At 41.0% G+C, this 13,681-nt stretch carries 13 protein-coding genes, 2 rRNA genes and 1 riboswitch; of the genes, 14 read left to right on the top strand and 1 reads right to left on the bottom strand.

Annotation, left to right across the window (positions count from 1 at the left end; genetic code table 11):
• Positions 1-539 (top strand): 23S ribosomal RNA (locus ABS917_RS09440); the annotation flags it as partial.
• 186 nt (positions 540-725) lie between these two features.
• A 5S ribosomal RNA gene (gene rrf / locus ABS917_RS09445) occupies positions 726-841 on the top strand.
• Between the two features lie 64 nt (positions 842-905).
• Here the strand turns inward: rrf and ABS917_RS09450 are convergent.
• Positions 906-1,376: a GNAT family N-acetyltransferase gene (locus ABS917_RS09450; protein ID WP_350478735.1), complete on the bottom strand. Its 471-nt coding sequence runs from the start codon at positions 1,374-1,376 to the stop codon at positions 906-908.
• A 199-nt stretch (positions 1,377-1,575) separates the two neighbouring features.
• Between ABS917_RS09450 and ABS917_RS09455 the strand changes: the two genes are divergently transcribed.
• The 12 genes from ABS917_RS09455 to purF all read left to right on the top strand — a co-directional run bounded on the left by ABS917_RS09455 (position 1,576) and on the right by purF (position 13,677).
• Positions 1,576-2,274, top strand: a complete 699-nt coding sequence (locus ABS917_RS09455) for a response regulator transcription factor (RefSeq protein ID WP_350478736.1) — start codon at positions 1,576-1,578, stop codon at positions 2,272-2,274.
• Positions 2,271-3,719 carry a HAMP domain-containing sensor histidine kinase gene (locus tag ABS917_RS09460; protein WP_350478737.1) on the top strand — a complete coding sequence of 483 codons (1,449 nt, stop codon included), beginning with the start codon at positions 2,271-2,273 and terminating at the stop codon, positions 3,717-3,719. The genes ABS917_RS09455 and ABS917_RS09460 overlap by 4 nt, the downstream gene beginning before the upstream one ends.
• A 1-nt stretch (position 3,720) precedes the next feature.
• Complete coding sequence (locus ABS917_RS09465; RefSeq protein ID WP_350478738.1) at positions 3,721-4,758, top strand: LolA family protein; 1,038 nt, start codon at positions 3,721-3,723, stop codon at positions 4,756-4,758.
• Between the two features lie 150 nt (positions 4,759-4,908).
• Positions 4,909-5,097 carry an NETI motif-containing protein gene (locus tag ABS917_RS09470; RefSeq protein ID WP_079523775.1) on the top strand — a complete coding sequence of 63 codons (189 nt, stop codon included), beginning with the start codon at positions 4,909-4,911 and terminating at the stop codon, positions 5,095-5,097.
• A 98-nt stretch (positions 5,098-5,195) separates the two neighbouring features.
• Positions 5,196-5,295: riboswitch (purine riboswitch) on the top strand.
• Between the two features lie 169 nt (positions 5,296-5,464).
• Positions 5,465-5,953: a 5-(carboxyamino)imidazole ribonucleotide mutase gene (purE, locus tag ABS917_RS09475; protein ID WP_014822577.1), complete on the top strand. Its 489-nt coding sequence runs from the start codon at positions 5,465-5,467 to the stop codon at positions 5,951-5,953.
• Positions 5,950-7,074, top strand: a complete 1,125-nt coding sequence (gene purK / locus ABS917_RS09480) for a 5-(carboxyamino)imidazole ribonucleotide synthase (RefSeq protein ID WP_350478739.1) — start codon at positions 5,950-5,952, stop codon at positions 7,072-7,074. Before purE ends, purK begins: the two co-directional genes overlap by 4 nt.
• Before the next feature lie 13 nt (positions 7,075-7,087).
• Entirely contained in the window at positions 7,088-8,389 is a 1,302-nt protein-coding gene (purB, locus tag ABS917_RS09485; protein ID WP_008408740.1) for an adenylosuccinate lyase, read from the top strand.
• 28 nt (positions 8,390-8,417) lie between these two features.
• On the top strand, positions 8,418-9,128 hold the full coding sequence (purC, locus tag ABS917_RS09490; RefSeq protein ID WP_350478740.1) for a phosphoribosylaminoimidazolesuccinocarboxamide synthase: 711 nt from the start codon (positions 8,418-8,420) through the stop codon (positions 9,126-9,128).
• 3 nt (positions 9,129-9,131) lie between these two features.
• Positions 9,132-9,377: a phosphoribosylformylglycinamidine synthase subunit PurS gene (gene purS / locus ABS917_RS09495; RefSeq protein WP_350478741.1), complete on the top strand. Its 246-nt coding sequence runs from the start codon at positions 9,132-9,134 to the stop codon at positions 9,375-9,377.
• A gap of 4 nt (positions 9,378-9,381) precedes the next feature.
• Positions 9,382-10,065, top strand: coding sequence for a phosphoribosylformylglycinamidine synthase subunit PurQ (purQ, locus tag ABS917_RS09500; RefSeq protein WP_350478742.1), 684 nt, complete (start codon positions 9,382-9,384; stop codon positions 10,063-10,065).
• Positions 10,052-12,283: a phosphoribosylformylglycinamidine synthase subunit PurL gene (purL, locus tag ABS917_RS09505; RefSeq protein WP_350478743.1), complete on the top strand. Its 2,232-nt coding sequence runs from the start codon at positions 10,052-10,054 to the stop codon at positions 12,281-12,283. Before purQ ends, purL begins: the two co-directional genes overlap by 14 nt.
• Positions 12,259-13,677, top strand: coding sequence for an amidophosphoribosyltransferase (purF, locus tag ABS917_RS09510; protein WP_350478744.1), 1,419 nt, complete (start codon positions 12,259-12,261; stop codon positions 13,675-13,677). Before purL ends, purF begins: the two co-directional genes overlap by 25 nt.
• The last annotated feature ends 4 nt before the right edge of the window (positions 13,678-13,681 follow it).

The following is a 13,681-nucleotide window of genomic DNA, read 5'->3' on the forward strand; positions in this document are numbered from 1 at the left end:
AGTCGAGCAGGGTCGAAAGACGGGCTTAGTGATCCGGTGGTTCCGCATGGAAGGGCCATCGCTCAACGGATAAAAGCTACCCCGGGGATAACAGGCTTATCTCCCCCAAGAGTCCACATCGACGGGGAGGTTTGGCACCTCGATGTCGGCTCATCGCATCCTGGGGCTGTAGTCGGTCCCAAGGGTTGGGCTGTTCGCCCATTAAAGCGGTACGCGAGCTGGGTTCAGAACGTCGTGAGACAGTTCGGTCCCTATCCGTCGTGGGCGTAGGAAATTTGAGAGGAGCTGTCCTTAGTACGAGAGGACCGGGATGGACATACCGCTGGTGTACCAGTTGTCTTGCCAAAGGCATCGCTGGGTAGCTATGTATGGACGGGATAAGTGCTGAAAGCATCTAAGCATGAAGCCCCCCTCAAGATGAGATTTCCCATTACGCAAGTAAGTAAGACCCCTGAAAGACGATCAGGTAGATAGGTTCGAGGTGGAAGTGCGGTGACGCATGCAGCTGACGAATACTAATCGGTCGAGGACTTAACCACATTTTATTGCTCAATTCAATGAAACGTTTATCCAGTTTTGAAAGAATGAAATTCTTTCTAAGGGTTTCAAGACACAAGCTAGTCGAGGAAACGACTGAGTGATTGAAGGAGCGTACTTAAGTACGTGACTGAAAGAACGAAGGAAGTTGACGAAGGATAGCGCCGTGGATTGGAAGCCAAAAATAGTGAAGTGATGATGGCAAAGAGGTCACACCCGTTCCCATACCGAACACGGAAGTTAAGCTCTTTAGCGCCGATGGTAGTTGGGGGCTTCCCCCTGTGAGAGTAGGACGTCGCTTCGCACACGCAAAACCACTGAGGAATCAGTGGTTTTTTTGTTTTTATAAATAGATATATAAAGTTCGATTATTTTCTGACCATGGTCAGAAATTTTGTAACACCATTGCTAAATTCACTTTCTTTAACAAAACAAAGCTTTTTATATAAATGGATGGCTCTTTCATTAAACGTTGCTACGGTCAATCTTAGCGATTTACTAGGATAGTTAACCTCAATGAATTTTATAATACACGTACAAAACTCGAATCCATTACCTTGACCTACATGGTTTGGGTGCATCCCGACTCCCATATCAATTAAATCTTCCTCATAAACATCAAACTTATTTCCGATAGGTACTCGAGCACTCTCCCCGGTACAGAAAAACCCGATTATCTCTTTATTTTTATTAATAATGGCATAGTAGGAACCATCCAGTAATTCTTTCAAAGCTTCCACTGTCTGTTCATTATTATAAAATTCGTAAGCCTCTTCATATTTCCAATCGAGAATTGCAGTGGCCATCTTGCTGTTCATCTTTTCAAAAGTGACTTCCATTCTTTACGACACCTCCTTTAACAAATTATATAGTTGATATTAACATAAATACCCATTTTAAAACGATCATCTTTACAATGAAAAGTAACTTTGACTATCTTTAAACAGACATTACAAAGTAGGATAAAATATAAAGGATTTATAAAGTTACAATTATCGGAAAAATTACTTGCTATAGTGATTGTAGGAGGCGTACATGATGGCACAACAAATTCTTTTAGTGGAAGATGACCGCGAAATTGCGCGCATCATTAAAGATACGTTAATAAAGGAAGGCTATGCAGTAACATGGGCAACGACAGGAATTGAAGGGTTAGAAGATTTTTCTTCAGGAAACTATGATTTAATACTTGTTGATTGGATGATGCCTGAAATGGATGGGTTATCAATGATTGAACATATTCGATTGCAAAGCGATGTCCCTATTATTATGATCAGCGCAAAAAGCAAAGAAACGGATAAAGTCACAGGATTACAAGATGCCGATGATTATTTGGCCAAGCCGTTTTCTTTAGAAGAATTAAAAGCACGTGTTCGGTCTCAATTACGGAGATGGCAGCGATATAATAAGGTTTCTGCAGCAGATGAAATGGTTTCATATGAACATGGTTTAAAAATCGATTGGGCAAAAGAACGTATTTATATCGAAGAGGATGAAGTAAACTTGACGCAAAAAGAGTTTGCGTTACTGAAAGTATTGGCACAAAATCCATTCGAGCTATTTACAAAGGAAGCGTTGTATACCCTTGTTTGGCACCAAGTTGAGCTGGACCAGACACATACGGTAACGGTGCATATTAAAGCATTGCGGGAGAAGCTGCACGATCCTGTAAAGTCACCTAACTATATACAAACTGTATGGGGAAAGGGCTACCGCTTTATAGGTGAACAAGTATGAAGATTAAATCATGGCTTCTACTTACGTACTTGCTTGTCATGATATTACCGTTAATTGCATTGTATGGTCTTTATGTAGCGATTAACGCGTACTACCAAGATAAAAATGTTGATGAGTATTTTGAAAAGTGGGCAGTTGTTACAGATTTAAAAGATCAATTGGATGATCCATCGCTTTTCAAAATTAGTGCCAATTATAAGGAAATCGAGGAACTGACTTCTGATCAGTTGATGATTACGCTGTACAGTCCGAATGGGAAAATTTATTATTCCTCAAATGTAATTAACTCTTTCAGCAGCTTTGAATCAAAAAGCAGGATTTATAAAAATCTGTATGAATTTGAACAAAACTATAAGACATTTATTTATAAAGAACCTGTTTATGAAGATGGGGAAATAAAGGGTGTATACAAGATCACGCTCGTTCGTTCGGAATGGCTGGAACAAGTAAACACAAAATCGCTATTTGTCGTGACTGGTTTAATTATAGTAATGCTGATCATATACGGGGCGGTTGTCTATTTGCTGAATAGACGCCTCAATAAGCCTGCAAAACGACTAATGGAGCAAATGCGTGCTTTCGCAAAGGATGAAGCAACAAATCCGCTACCTGTAACAAAGGACGAAATCGGGGAATTAACCAAGAGCTTTCAACAAATGGAGCAGGAAATATCTGCGGCTCAAAAAAAGCTTGCAGCGGAGCAGCAGCAAAAGGAATTTATGATTGCGAGTCTGTCGCATGACTTGAAAACGCCTCTAACATCAATTCAAGCATACGCAGAAAGCTTAAGGTACGGGAACCATTCTGAAAAGGATCATCAGGAATATTTGCAGATCATTCAGTCCAAATCGGATTATATGAAGCAGTTGCTTGATGATTTAATGATGTTGACATTATTGCAGTCCCCAACATATGAACTGGAACTTGTAAAAGTCGAAGGGGAAGAGTTTTTTGATATGCTCTTAGGTGAATACGAACAGATTAGCAGAGAAAAAGGGTTTGAAGCGAAAACGACAGTCAATGTGGAAGGAAGTTACTACGTAAATCCGAAGCAGCTGATGCGCGTTGTCGATAATGTTGTTGCGAATGCCTGGACGTATACAAATCCTGGAGGAACGATTTATGTATCCGCATTTGAAACACCGAATGTTCCTCCTGGGAGTAGAGGGAAATTAGCAGAAAGCTTTACGGAAAAAGGCGTTTATATTGTCGTACAAAACAGCGGTGCAACAATAACGAAAGAGCAGTGTAAACAAATGTTTGATCCGCTGTATCAGATTGATGATTCCCGGAGCCATGTTGGTGAGCGGGGGGCTGGTCTTGGTTTAAGTATTGCAAAGCAAATTATGGCTAAGCACGATGGAACAATTACAGCTATAGCACAGCAAAATCAGTTAGCGATTGTCATATGGCTACCATTAATTGAAGAAGAGAGGAATGGATAAAATGAAAAAATTGATTTATTCAGCAGCGGTAATTTTAACGCTATCTTTGGCGGCATGCAGCAATGAGGGAAGTTATTCACCCCAGGAAATATTAAATCAGGCGATGCAGGAAACGTCTGAGCTTGATTCTTTTTATGGAGAATATAAAATGAAAATGGATGACGGGACCGAAATACTTTCAAAGCAATGGGAAAAAAACGGAAAGACTCGTGTAGAGATGGTTGACCCCACAGGAGAGGAATCAATTGCTGTTAATGATGGCAAAACATTAACTTCCTATTCGAAAACAATGAATGAAGCGATCATTTTTGAGCTCGGTCCAGACGTTGAAAACTTAGTTCGACCAACGTTAAAAGAGCAGGCATTACGTACATTGGAACAAATAAAAAACTCCCATGATATTACGATTGGTGAAGAAAAAAAGATTGCCGGTCATGAAACGTACCATTTAATCGCAAAAGCTAAAAAGCAAAATACGCTTATTGGAGATATGGAAGTATGGGTAGATAAAAAAACATGGATGACGTTAAAGACAATAACGGCAAGTGGCGATATGAAAATAACTTCTGAATTTACAAAATTTGAACCGAATAGTAAAATTGATGATTCCATATTTATTCTGGACATTCCGGAAGATGCTAATGTTAAAATCGAGCCTTATAAGCCAATTGAACAATTAACAGAGCAGGAAGCTGTCGAGAAGCTAGGATCCTTTTTAATCTTCCCGAAATCACTTGGTTACACATTGGAAGGAATTGAAGATATGGGGATGGCGGAAACTGGAGAGATTGCCTTAACGTATTCCAAAAACGGTGAGCAGCAATTTTCGCTTTCAATCTTCAAGCCAATGGAATCCAACGGTGAAGATGAAGAGATAATTGAAGTACGCGGGCAAAAAGGGTCCAAAATTGATTTGGAGACTTTCAAATTACTTCAATGGGATGAAGAAGGCTTACGCTATAATATAATTATTGAAAATCCTGACTTAACATTTGAGGATATGCTTGAGTTAACAGAACAAATGGAGTATATAAAATAAATGAAGAGCAATCACAGGAAATTTGTGATTGCTCCGTTTTATTTTCCAGTTGTGACAAATCGTTCACAAAATTAATTCTTTCTATTAGAAAGTACTAAAAATATCGTGGTATAGTTAGAGCGATATTTTACATGTGGAAGGATGACCTTTTTGGCTAAAAAGCAAGTATGGTATGAAGTAGAAGAAAATGAAACAATCGAGCAATGCCTTGAAAGAATGAAGAAAGATGGCTATATGCCATTTGGACGCAGAGAAGAACCTGTATTTGAAGAGGTAAATGGCGAACCTGTTTACTTACGTCAAAAAATACAATTTAAAGGTGTTTTGATAGAAGATTAACGGACGATTCGATTGAAAACCGAACATTATCTTTTTCTTTAAAAATATCGTTCGCATTTTTACATTGATTTTATGCGTAACCCTTGTTAAAATGTGAACAGGAAAAACATTTAATCCCTCATATATGCTAGAGAATATGGCTCTAGTGTCTCTACCCGGCACCGTAAATACCGGACTATGTGGGAAAGCAACTTCAGGTATGATGAATAAAGGATGTGGATCGCAATGCAATTATCTACATATACTTTTAATGCTCAGTCCTCAAGTAGATTGCTTTCTCATGCGTAGAGCGTAGAGAGCGGTTTATTTGAGGATTTTTTACATTGATTTTTAACAAGTGGAGAAGATGTTTAAAGGAGCGAAATTCATGAATCCGAAAATTGGCGTTATCATGGGAAGTTCAAGTGATTGGGAAACGATGAAGCATGCTTGTGACATATTGGATGAGCTGCAAGTGCCTTATGAAAAGCAAGTCGTTTCAGCACATCGCACACCAGATTTAATGTTTGAATATGCGGAAGCTGCGCGTGGACGCGGTATTCAAGTAATTATTGCAGGGGCTGGTGGAGCAGCTCATTTACCAGGTATGGTAGCAGCAAAAACGACATTACCTGTAATCGGAGTACCAGTACAGTCACGTGCACTGAACGGACTCGATTCACTACTATCGATTGTGCAGATGCCAGGTGGTGTACCAGTAGCAACTGTAGCAATTGGCAAAGCAGGGGCAACAAATGCTGGCCTGCTTGCAGCGCAAATTTTAGGAGCGTTTGATCAGGAGCTTGCTGCAAAGCTTGAGGCAAGACGTGAAGCGACAAAAGCGCAAGTTCTGGAAAGCACAGGTGACTTAACGTGACGAAAATGATTTATCCTGGACAAACAATCGGCATTATCGGCGGTGGTCAGCTTGGCCGTATGATGGCAGTTGCGGCAAAAGAAGCCGGCTATAAAATCGCAGTACTGGAACCAACAATGGATTCTCCTTGTGGACAAGTGGCAGACATACGGATCGTCGCAGCTTATGATGACGAAGCAGCATTGGAAGAGCTAGCGGAAGTAAGTGATGTCATAACATATGAGTTTGAGAACATCGATTACGATGGCTTAAAGCGTTTAACACAAATGGCCTATGTTCCTCAAGGTGCAGAGCTTGTGCGTATTACACAAGACCGTGTCACAGAAAAGCAAATGATTGTTGATGCAGGTTGTCCGGTTGCGCCATATATTGTCGCTTCTACATATGAACAGCTTCAAGAGGACATCGGAAACATCGGCTTCCCATGTATCGTAAAAACAGCACGGGGCGGTTATGACGGGAAAGGCCAGCAGTTATTGAAATCATCTGAGGACTTACCGTTAGCAAAAGAATTATTTGCACATTCACAATGTATTGCAGAGGGATTTGTTCCATTTACGAAAGAGATTTCAGTCATTGTTCAACGCAATGGAGATGGTGAAACATACTGCTTGCCTGTCGGAGAAAACATTCATATAAACCACATTTTACATGAGACAATCGTACCGGCCCGTATCGAACAGTCTACAGCACAATTATCTGAAGAAGCCGCTCTAAAAATTGCGGATTCACTACAACTGATTGGTACATTGGCAGTTGAAATGTTTGTCCTTGAAGATGGCAGTATCGTAATTAACGAGTGCGCACCACGTCCGCATAACTCAGGCCATTATTCGATTGAGGCCTGCAATATTTCACAATTTACTCAGCATATTCGTGCAGTATGCGGGTGGCCGTTACGTAAACCAAAACTGTGGGCGCCGTCGATCATGGTGAATGTACTTGGTCAGCATGTAGTTCCGTTAACAAATTCAATTTCAAAGTTTCCTGACTGGTCTGTACATTTGTACGGGAAATCAGAAGCAAAGGTAAATCGAAAAATGGGTCATGTCACAATCATGACAGATGATATAAATACAGCATTACAACAAATTACAGACTCTGGTATTTGGCCGGAGTAAAAGGAGAAGATTTATGATAGAACGCTATACACGTCCTGAAATGGGTGCAATTTGGACTGAAGAAAACAAATTTAAAGCATGGCTTGAGGTAGAGATTTTAGCTTGTGAAGCCTGGGCTGAAATCGGTGAAATCCCTAAAGAAGATGTAGCAAAATTACGTGCAAATGCATCATTTGATATCGATCGTATTTATGAAATTGAGCAGGAAACACGTCATGATGTAGTAGCATTTACACGAGCTGTTTCGGAAACACCTGCACTTGGTGAGGAAAAGAAATGGGTGCACTACGGTTTAACTTCAACGGACGTTGTAGATACAGCACTATCATATTTAATCAAGCAGGCGAATGAAATTTTACGTAAAGATTTACATCAATTCATCGCTATTCTGACTGAAAAAGCGAAAGAGCATAAATTTACAGTAATGATGGGACGTACGCACGGTGTGCATGCAGAACCGACAACATTTGGTTTAAAGCTGGCATTATGGCTTGAAGAAATGCGCCGTAACTTAGTACGTTTTGAAGAAGCCGCAAAAGTAATCGAAACAGGTAAAATGAGCGGTGCTGTCGGAACATATGCGAATATTAACCCGCGTGTGGAAAGCTATGTATGTGAACATCTTGGATTAGCAGCTGCACCAATTTCTACACAGACATTGCAGCGTGACCGACATGCCCAATATTTTTCTACATTGGCTTTGATCGCTACATCTATCGAAAAGTTTGCGACAGAAATCCGTGGACTGCAAAAATCCGAAACACGTGAAGTGGAAGAAGGATTTGCGAAAGGGCAAAAGGGTTCATCTGCTATGCCGCATAAGCGAAATCCAATCGGCTCTGAAAATATGACAGGTATGGCACGATTAATGCGCGGCTATATGCTGACAGCTTATGAAAATGTAGCTTTATGGCATGAACGTGATATTTCACATTCTTCAGCTGAACGTGTCATTATTCCGGATGCCACAATTACATTAAATTATATGTTAAATCGTTTCGGTAATATTTTGAAAAACTTAACTGTATTCCCTGACAATATGAAACGCAATATGGAGCGTACATTTGGGCTGATCTATTCACAGCGTATTTTACTTGCGTTAATCGACAAAGGATTATCACGTGAGGAAGCGTACGATACGGTTCAGCCATTAACAGCGCGAGCTTGGGATGAGCAAACACAATTCCGTCCGCTTGTAGAAGCGAGTGAAGAAATAACAACGCATCTATCACCGGAAGAAATTGCAGACTGCTTTGACTATAACTACCATATTCAGAATGTTGATTTGATTTTCGAACGTTTAGGTCTTAACTAACTAATCAATTAATCAGGAGGAATACGTCATGAATAAAGGCCAGCTTTTATATGAAGGGAAAGCAAAACGATTATATACAACAGAAGATAATGAAATACTTTTTGTTGAATACAAAGATAGTGCGACAGCATTTAATGGTGAGAAAAAAGCCGAGATTGCTGGTAAGGGAAATTTAAACAATCAAATTACGACGTTACTTTTCGAAAAGTTACAAGCAAACGGAATTGAGTCACATTTCGTAAAAAGGCTTTCAGCGAACGAACAGCTTGTACGTAAAGTCGAAATTATTCCAATCGAAGTTGTTACACGCAATATTGCTGCAGGCAGCCTGGCAAAACGTCTAGGCTTGGATGAGGGCACACCTCTTAAGCGTCCAATCGTCGAATTTTACTATAAAGATGATGCATTAGGTGATCCAATCATTACAACGGAGCATATTGACGTGCTGAATATCGCAACACCAATGGAAGTAGATCAGCTGTATAATGCGGCACTGCATGTGAATGAAGTCCTGCGTCCGATTTTTACTGCTGTTGGTGTAACGTTAGTCGACTTCAAACTGGAATTTGGTCGTGATAAAGACGGCAATATTTTACTTGCCGATGAAATTTCTCCTGACACTTGTCGTTTATGGGACTCTAATACAAAGCAAAAGCTTGATAAAGACGTATTCCGCCGTGATTTAGGCAATCTAACGGAAGTATATGAGATTATATTACAAAAACTTGGAGGCAACTAACTCATGAAGAAAGTTAAAATATATGTAACATTAAAAGAAAGCATCCTGGATCCACAAGGTTCTGCAGTTCAAGGTTCATTGCAAAAAATCGGTTATGGTGAAGTTTCTGACGTACGTATCGGCAAGTATTTGGAAGTTACAATCGAAGATACTGACCGTGATATCAACACAATCGTGAAAGAAATGTGCGAAAAAGTATTAACGAACACGGTGATCGAAAAGTACCGTTACGAAGTTGAGGAGGCATAATACGATGAAATTTGCAGTACTCGTTTTCCCGGGGTCTAACTGTGATATCGACATGTTTCATGCGATTAAGGACGAGCTAGGTGAAGAAGTAGAATATGTTTGGCATACAGCTACAAGTCTAGACGGATTTGACGGGGCATTAGTGCCTGGCGGTTTCTCATATGGAGACTATTTACGCTGTGGGGCAATGGCAAACCAATCAAACATTATGTCGGCTTTAAAAGAGTTTGCAGCACAAGGCAAACCAGTGTTAGGTGTTTGTAACGGATTCCAGATTTTAACGGAAGCAGGGCTGTTACCAGGAGCTCTTATCCGCAATAAAAACCTGAAATTCATGTGTCGTACAGTACAGCTAAAAGTTGAAAACAGCAACACAATATTTACAAACGGATATGAAGAGGAAGAAATCATCAATATTCCAATAGCGCACGGTGAAGGCAACTACTACTGCGATGACGAAACATTAGCTTCTTTACAAGCCAATAATCAGATTGTCTTTACATATGAAGGCGAAAATCCGAACGGTTCTTTAGCGGATATTGCTGGAATCATCAATAAAGAAGGAAATGTACTCGGAATGATGCCACATCCAGAGCGTGCTGCAAACGAAATCGTTGGTGGCGCAGATGGTCTTAAATTATTTAAATCAATTGTGAAGCAGTGGAGGGAACAGCATGTTAACAACTAATTTCGAACCAACACCAGAGCAAATTAAGGAAAAACGTCTTTATGCAGACATGGGGATGTCAGATGCTGAATTTGACTTAGCAATTGAAAAATTAGGTCGCATTCCAAACTGGACAGAAACAGGTCTTTTCTCGGTAATGTGGTCTGAGCACTGCTCTTATAAAAAATCGAAGCCAGTACTTCGTAAATTCCCGACTAAAGGTCCACAAGTACTGCAAGGTCCTGGTGAAGGTGCCGGCATTGTTGACATCGGTGATGAGCAGGCAGTTGTTTTCAAAATGGAATCCCATAACCATCCATCTGCGATTGAGCCGTACCAAGGTGCTGCAACAGGTGTAGGTGGAATAATCCGTGACGTTTTCTCAATGGGTGCCCGTCCGATTGCGATGCTGAACTCTTTACGTTTTGGCGAGTTAAAGTCAGCGCGCGGTAAATATTTATTTGAAGAAGTCGTTGCTGGTATTGCCGGTTACGGTAACTGTATCGGTATTCCGACAGTAGGCGGCGAAATTGGTTTCGACCCTTGCTATGAAGGAAATCCGCTTGTAAATGCAATGTGCGTTGGATTAATCGATCATAAGGATATCCAAAAAGGTATTGCTGCAGGTGTAGGAAATACTGTAATGTACGTTGGTGCGAAAACGGGTCGTGACGGTATTCACGGTGCAACATTCTCATCTGAAGAATTGACAGAAGATACTGAAGAAAGTCGCTCGGCAGTTCAAGTTGGAGACCCATTCATGGAAAAATTACTTCTTGAAGCTTGTCTGGAAGTTGTAAAATCAGATGCATTAGTTGGTATTCAAGATATGGGTGCAGCAGGTCTTACGTCATCTTCAGCTGAAATGGCTTCTAAAGCCGGTACTGGTGTAGAGATGAACTTGGACCTAGTTCCTCAACGTGAAACAAACATGTCAGCTTACGAAATGATGTTATCAGAATCTCAGGAGCGTATGCTGATCGTTGTAAAAGCAGGTCGTGAAGATGAAATTAAAGTAATTTTCGAAAAATATGATCTTGATGCAGTAGCTGTAGGAAAAGTGACAGAAGATAAAATGCTACGTTTACTGCACAAAGGTGAAGTTGTAGCGGAAGTGCCTGCAGACGCACTAGCTGAAGATGCACCTGTTTACAATATGCCGGATGCTGAACCAGCTTACTTTGCCGAATATCAGGCAATGGAAAATGCAGAACCAAACGTAACAGATTACAAAGAAACGTTGACAGCACTTTTAAAAGCACCAACAATCGCTTCAAAAGAGTGGGTTTACGATCAATATGACTATCAAGTACGTACAAATACGGTTGTAGCACCAGGTTCGGACGCTGCAGTATTACGAGTACGTGGTACAAATAAAGGGTTGGCGATGACGACAGACTGTAATGCTCGCTATATTTACCTTGATCCGACAACTGGCGGAAAAATTGCTGTTGCTGAAGCAGCTCGTAACATCGTATGTTCTGGTGGACAACCACTTGCAATTACAGACTGCCTAAACTTCGGTAATCCGGAAAAACCGGAAATCTTCTGGCAAATCCAAAAATCGGCTGACGGTATTGCAGAAGCTTGTTTAGCATTAGATGCACCAGTAATTGGCGGTAACGTATCAATGTACAACGAGCGTTCAGGTGAAGCGGTTTATCCAACACCAACAATCGGTATGGTCGGATTAGTAAAAGATTTAGCGCATGTTACAACACAGGAAGTTAAGGCTGCTGGTGACGTTGTGTACGTAGTAGGTGACACAAAAACAGAATTCGGCGGTTCTGAATTACAAAAGTTATTGGAAGGCGGCATTTCAGGTAAAGCACCTTCAATCGACTTAACAGTAGAAGCGGCACGTCAACAATCTATTTTGGAAGCAATTCAAGCAGGACTTGTTCAGTCGGCGCATGATGTTTCTGAAGGCGGAGTTGCGGTTGCATTGGCGGAGAAAACTTTCGCTGCAAATGGTTTAGGTTTGGACGTAGCATTAACAGGTTCTGCAACAACGGCTTTATTCGCGGAATCACAATCACGCTTTGTTTTAACAGTGAAAGCTGAACATGCAGAAGGCTTTGAAGCAATCGTAAAAGACGCACAAAAAATTGGTACAGTAACAGACGACGCGAACATTAAAATTAGCGGCGAAACTGGTGTACTTGTTGAGGGTACTGTGGAGGAATTCCGTTCTGCCTGGAAAGGAGCAATTCCATGCTTGCTGAAATCAGAGGCTTAAATGAGGAATGCGGCGTATTTGGCATTTGGGGCAACCAAGATGCAGCGCACTTAAGTTATTACGGTTTACACGCATTGCAGCATCGTGGACAGGAAGGAGCTGGTATCGTCACAACTGACGGTAATCAGCTTCAGGCTGTACGCGGTGAAGGTCTTGTTAATGACGTGTTCAATGAAGATAAATTACGTAAAGTAGTAGGGCACGCGGCAATTGCGCATGTACGATATGCAACAGCAGGCGGCAAAGGACTGGAAAATGTTCAGCCATTGTTATTCCGTTCTTCAACTGGCTCACTGGCAATTGCCCATAATGGGAACTTAGTGAATGCCACACATTTAAAACAGTTTTTAGAGCGCTCTGGCAGCATTTTCAACTCGACTTCCGATACAGAGGTTGTTGTACATCTCATTAAAAAATCAAAACACTCACCATTTCGTTCAAAAGTGAAAGAAGCATTGTCATTATTAAAAGGCGCATTCTCTATTATTCTATTGACGAATGACCAAATGATTGTGGCGCGGGACCGTAACGGCTTACGACCGCTTTCGCTTGGGAAACTGGGTAATTCTTATGTTGTTGCTTCTGAAACATGTGCATTTGATTTAATCGGTGCGGAATATGTTCGTGAAGTAGAACCTGGCGAGTTATTAATCATTTCAAATAACGGTCTTGAAGTCGACAGCTATGTTGAAAAGGACAAACGAACAATGTGTGCGATGGAATATGTATACCTTGCACGACCTGATTCAAATATTGATGAAGTAAATATTCATATGGCACGTAAACGTATGGGTAAAGAACTCGCAAAAGAATGTGCCCACATTGAAGCAGATATCGTTACAGGAGTCCCTGATTCATCCATTTCTGCAGCAATTGGCTTTTCTGAAGCAAGCGGTATTCCATACGAGCTTGGATTAATAAAAAACCGCTATGTTGGACGTACTTTTATCCAGCCGACACAGGAACTTCGCGAACGCGGTGTAAAAATGAAGCTTTCACCTGTCGTACAAGTCGTAAAAGGAAAACGTGTCGTAATGGTAGATGATTCAATCGTACGCGGTACAACATCAAGACGCATTGTGCGCATGCTGAAAGAAGCAGGGGCAGCAGAAGTGCATGTTGTTATTTCTTCACCACCAATGACGGATCCTTGTTATTACGGAATTGATACATCGACACATGAAGAGCTGATTGCATCTAGCCATAGTGTGGAAGATATACGAGTAGCAATTGAAGCGGACACACTAACATTTTTATCGCTGGAAGGTATGGTCCGTGCAACGAACCGACCATTTGAAGATGAAAATGGCGGACTTTGCGTCGCATGCTTTACAGGTAAATATCCGACAGAAATTTTCCCGGACACAGTTTTACCACATGAAAAAGACTGTTAGAAAT

Source organism: Solibacillus sp. (genome assembly GCF_040273735.1).
GTDB lineage: Bacteria > Bacillota > Bacilli > Bacillales_A > Planococcaceae > Solibacillus.

Excerpts from the sequence above, each read along its gene's own strand:
- ABS917_RS09450 (WP_350478735.1), bottom strand. The coding sequence starts at position 1,376 with ATGGAAGTCACTTTTGAAAAGATGAACAGCAAGATGGCCACTGCAATT.
- ABS917_RS09455 (WP_350478736.1), top strand. The coding sequence starts at position 1,576 with ATGGCACAACAAATTCTTTTAGTGGAAGATGACCGCGAAATTGCGCGC.
- ABS917_RS09460 (WP_350478737.1), top strand. The coding sequence starts at position 2,271 with ATGAAGATTAAATCATGGCTTCTACTTACGTACTTGCTTGTCATGATA.
- ABS917_RS09465 (WP_350478738.1), top strand. The coding sequence starts at position 3,721 with ATGAAAAAATTGATTTATTCAGCAGCGGTAATTTTAACGCTATCTTTG.
- purE (WP_014822577.1), top strand. The coding sequence starts at position 5,465 with ATGAATCCGAAAATTGGCGTTATCATGGGAAGTTCAAGTGATTGGGAA.
- purB (WP_008408740.1), top strand. The coding sequence starts at position 7,088 with ATGATAGAACGCTATACACGTCCTGAAATGGGTGCAATTTGGACTGAA.
- purC (WP_350478740.1), top strand. The coding sequence starts at position 8,418 with ATGAATAAAGGCCAGCTTTTATATGAAGGGAAAGCAAAACGATTATAT.
- purS (WP_350478741.1), top strand. The coding sequence starts at position 9,132 with ATGAAGAAAGTTAAAATATATGTAACATTAAAAGAAAGCATCCTGGAT.
- purQ (WP_350478742.1), top strand. The coding sequence starts at position 9,382 with ATGAAATTTGCAGTACTCGTTTTCCCGGGGTCTAACTGTGATATCGAC.
- purL (WP_350478743.1), top strand. The coding sequence starts at position 10,052 with ATGTTAACAACTAATTTCGAACCAACACCAGAGCAAATTAAGGAAAAA.
- purF (WP_350478744.1), top strand. The coding sequence starts at position 12,259 with ATGCTTGCTGAAATCAGAGGCTTAAATGAGGAATGCGGCGTATTTGGC.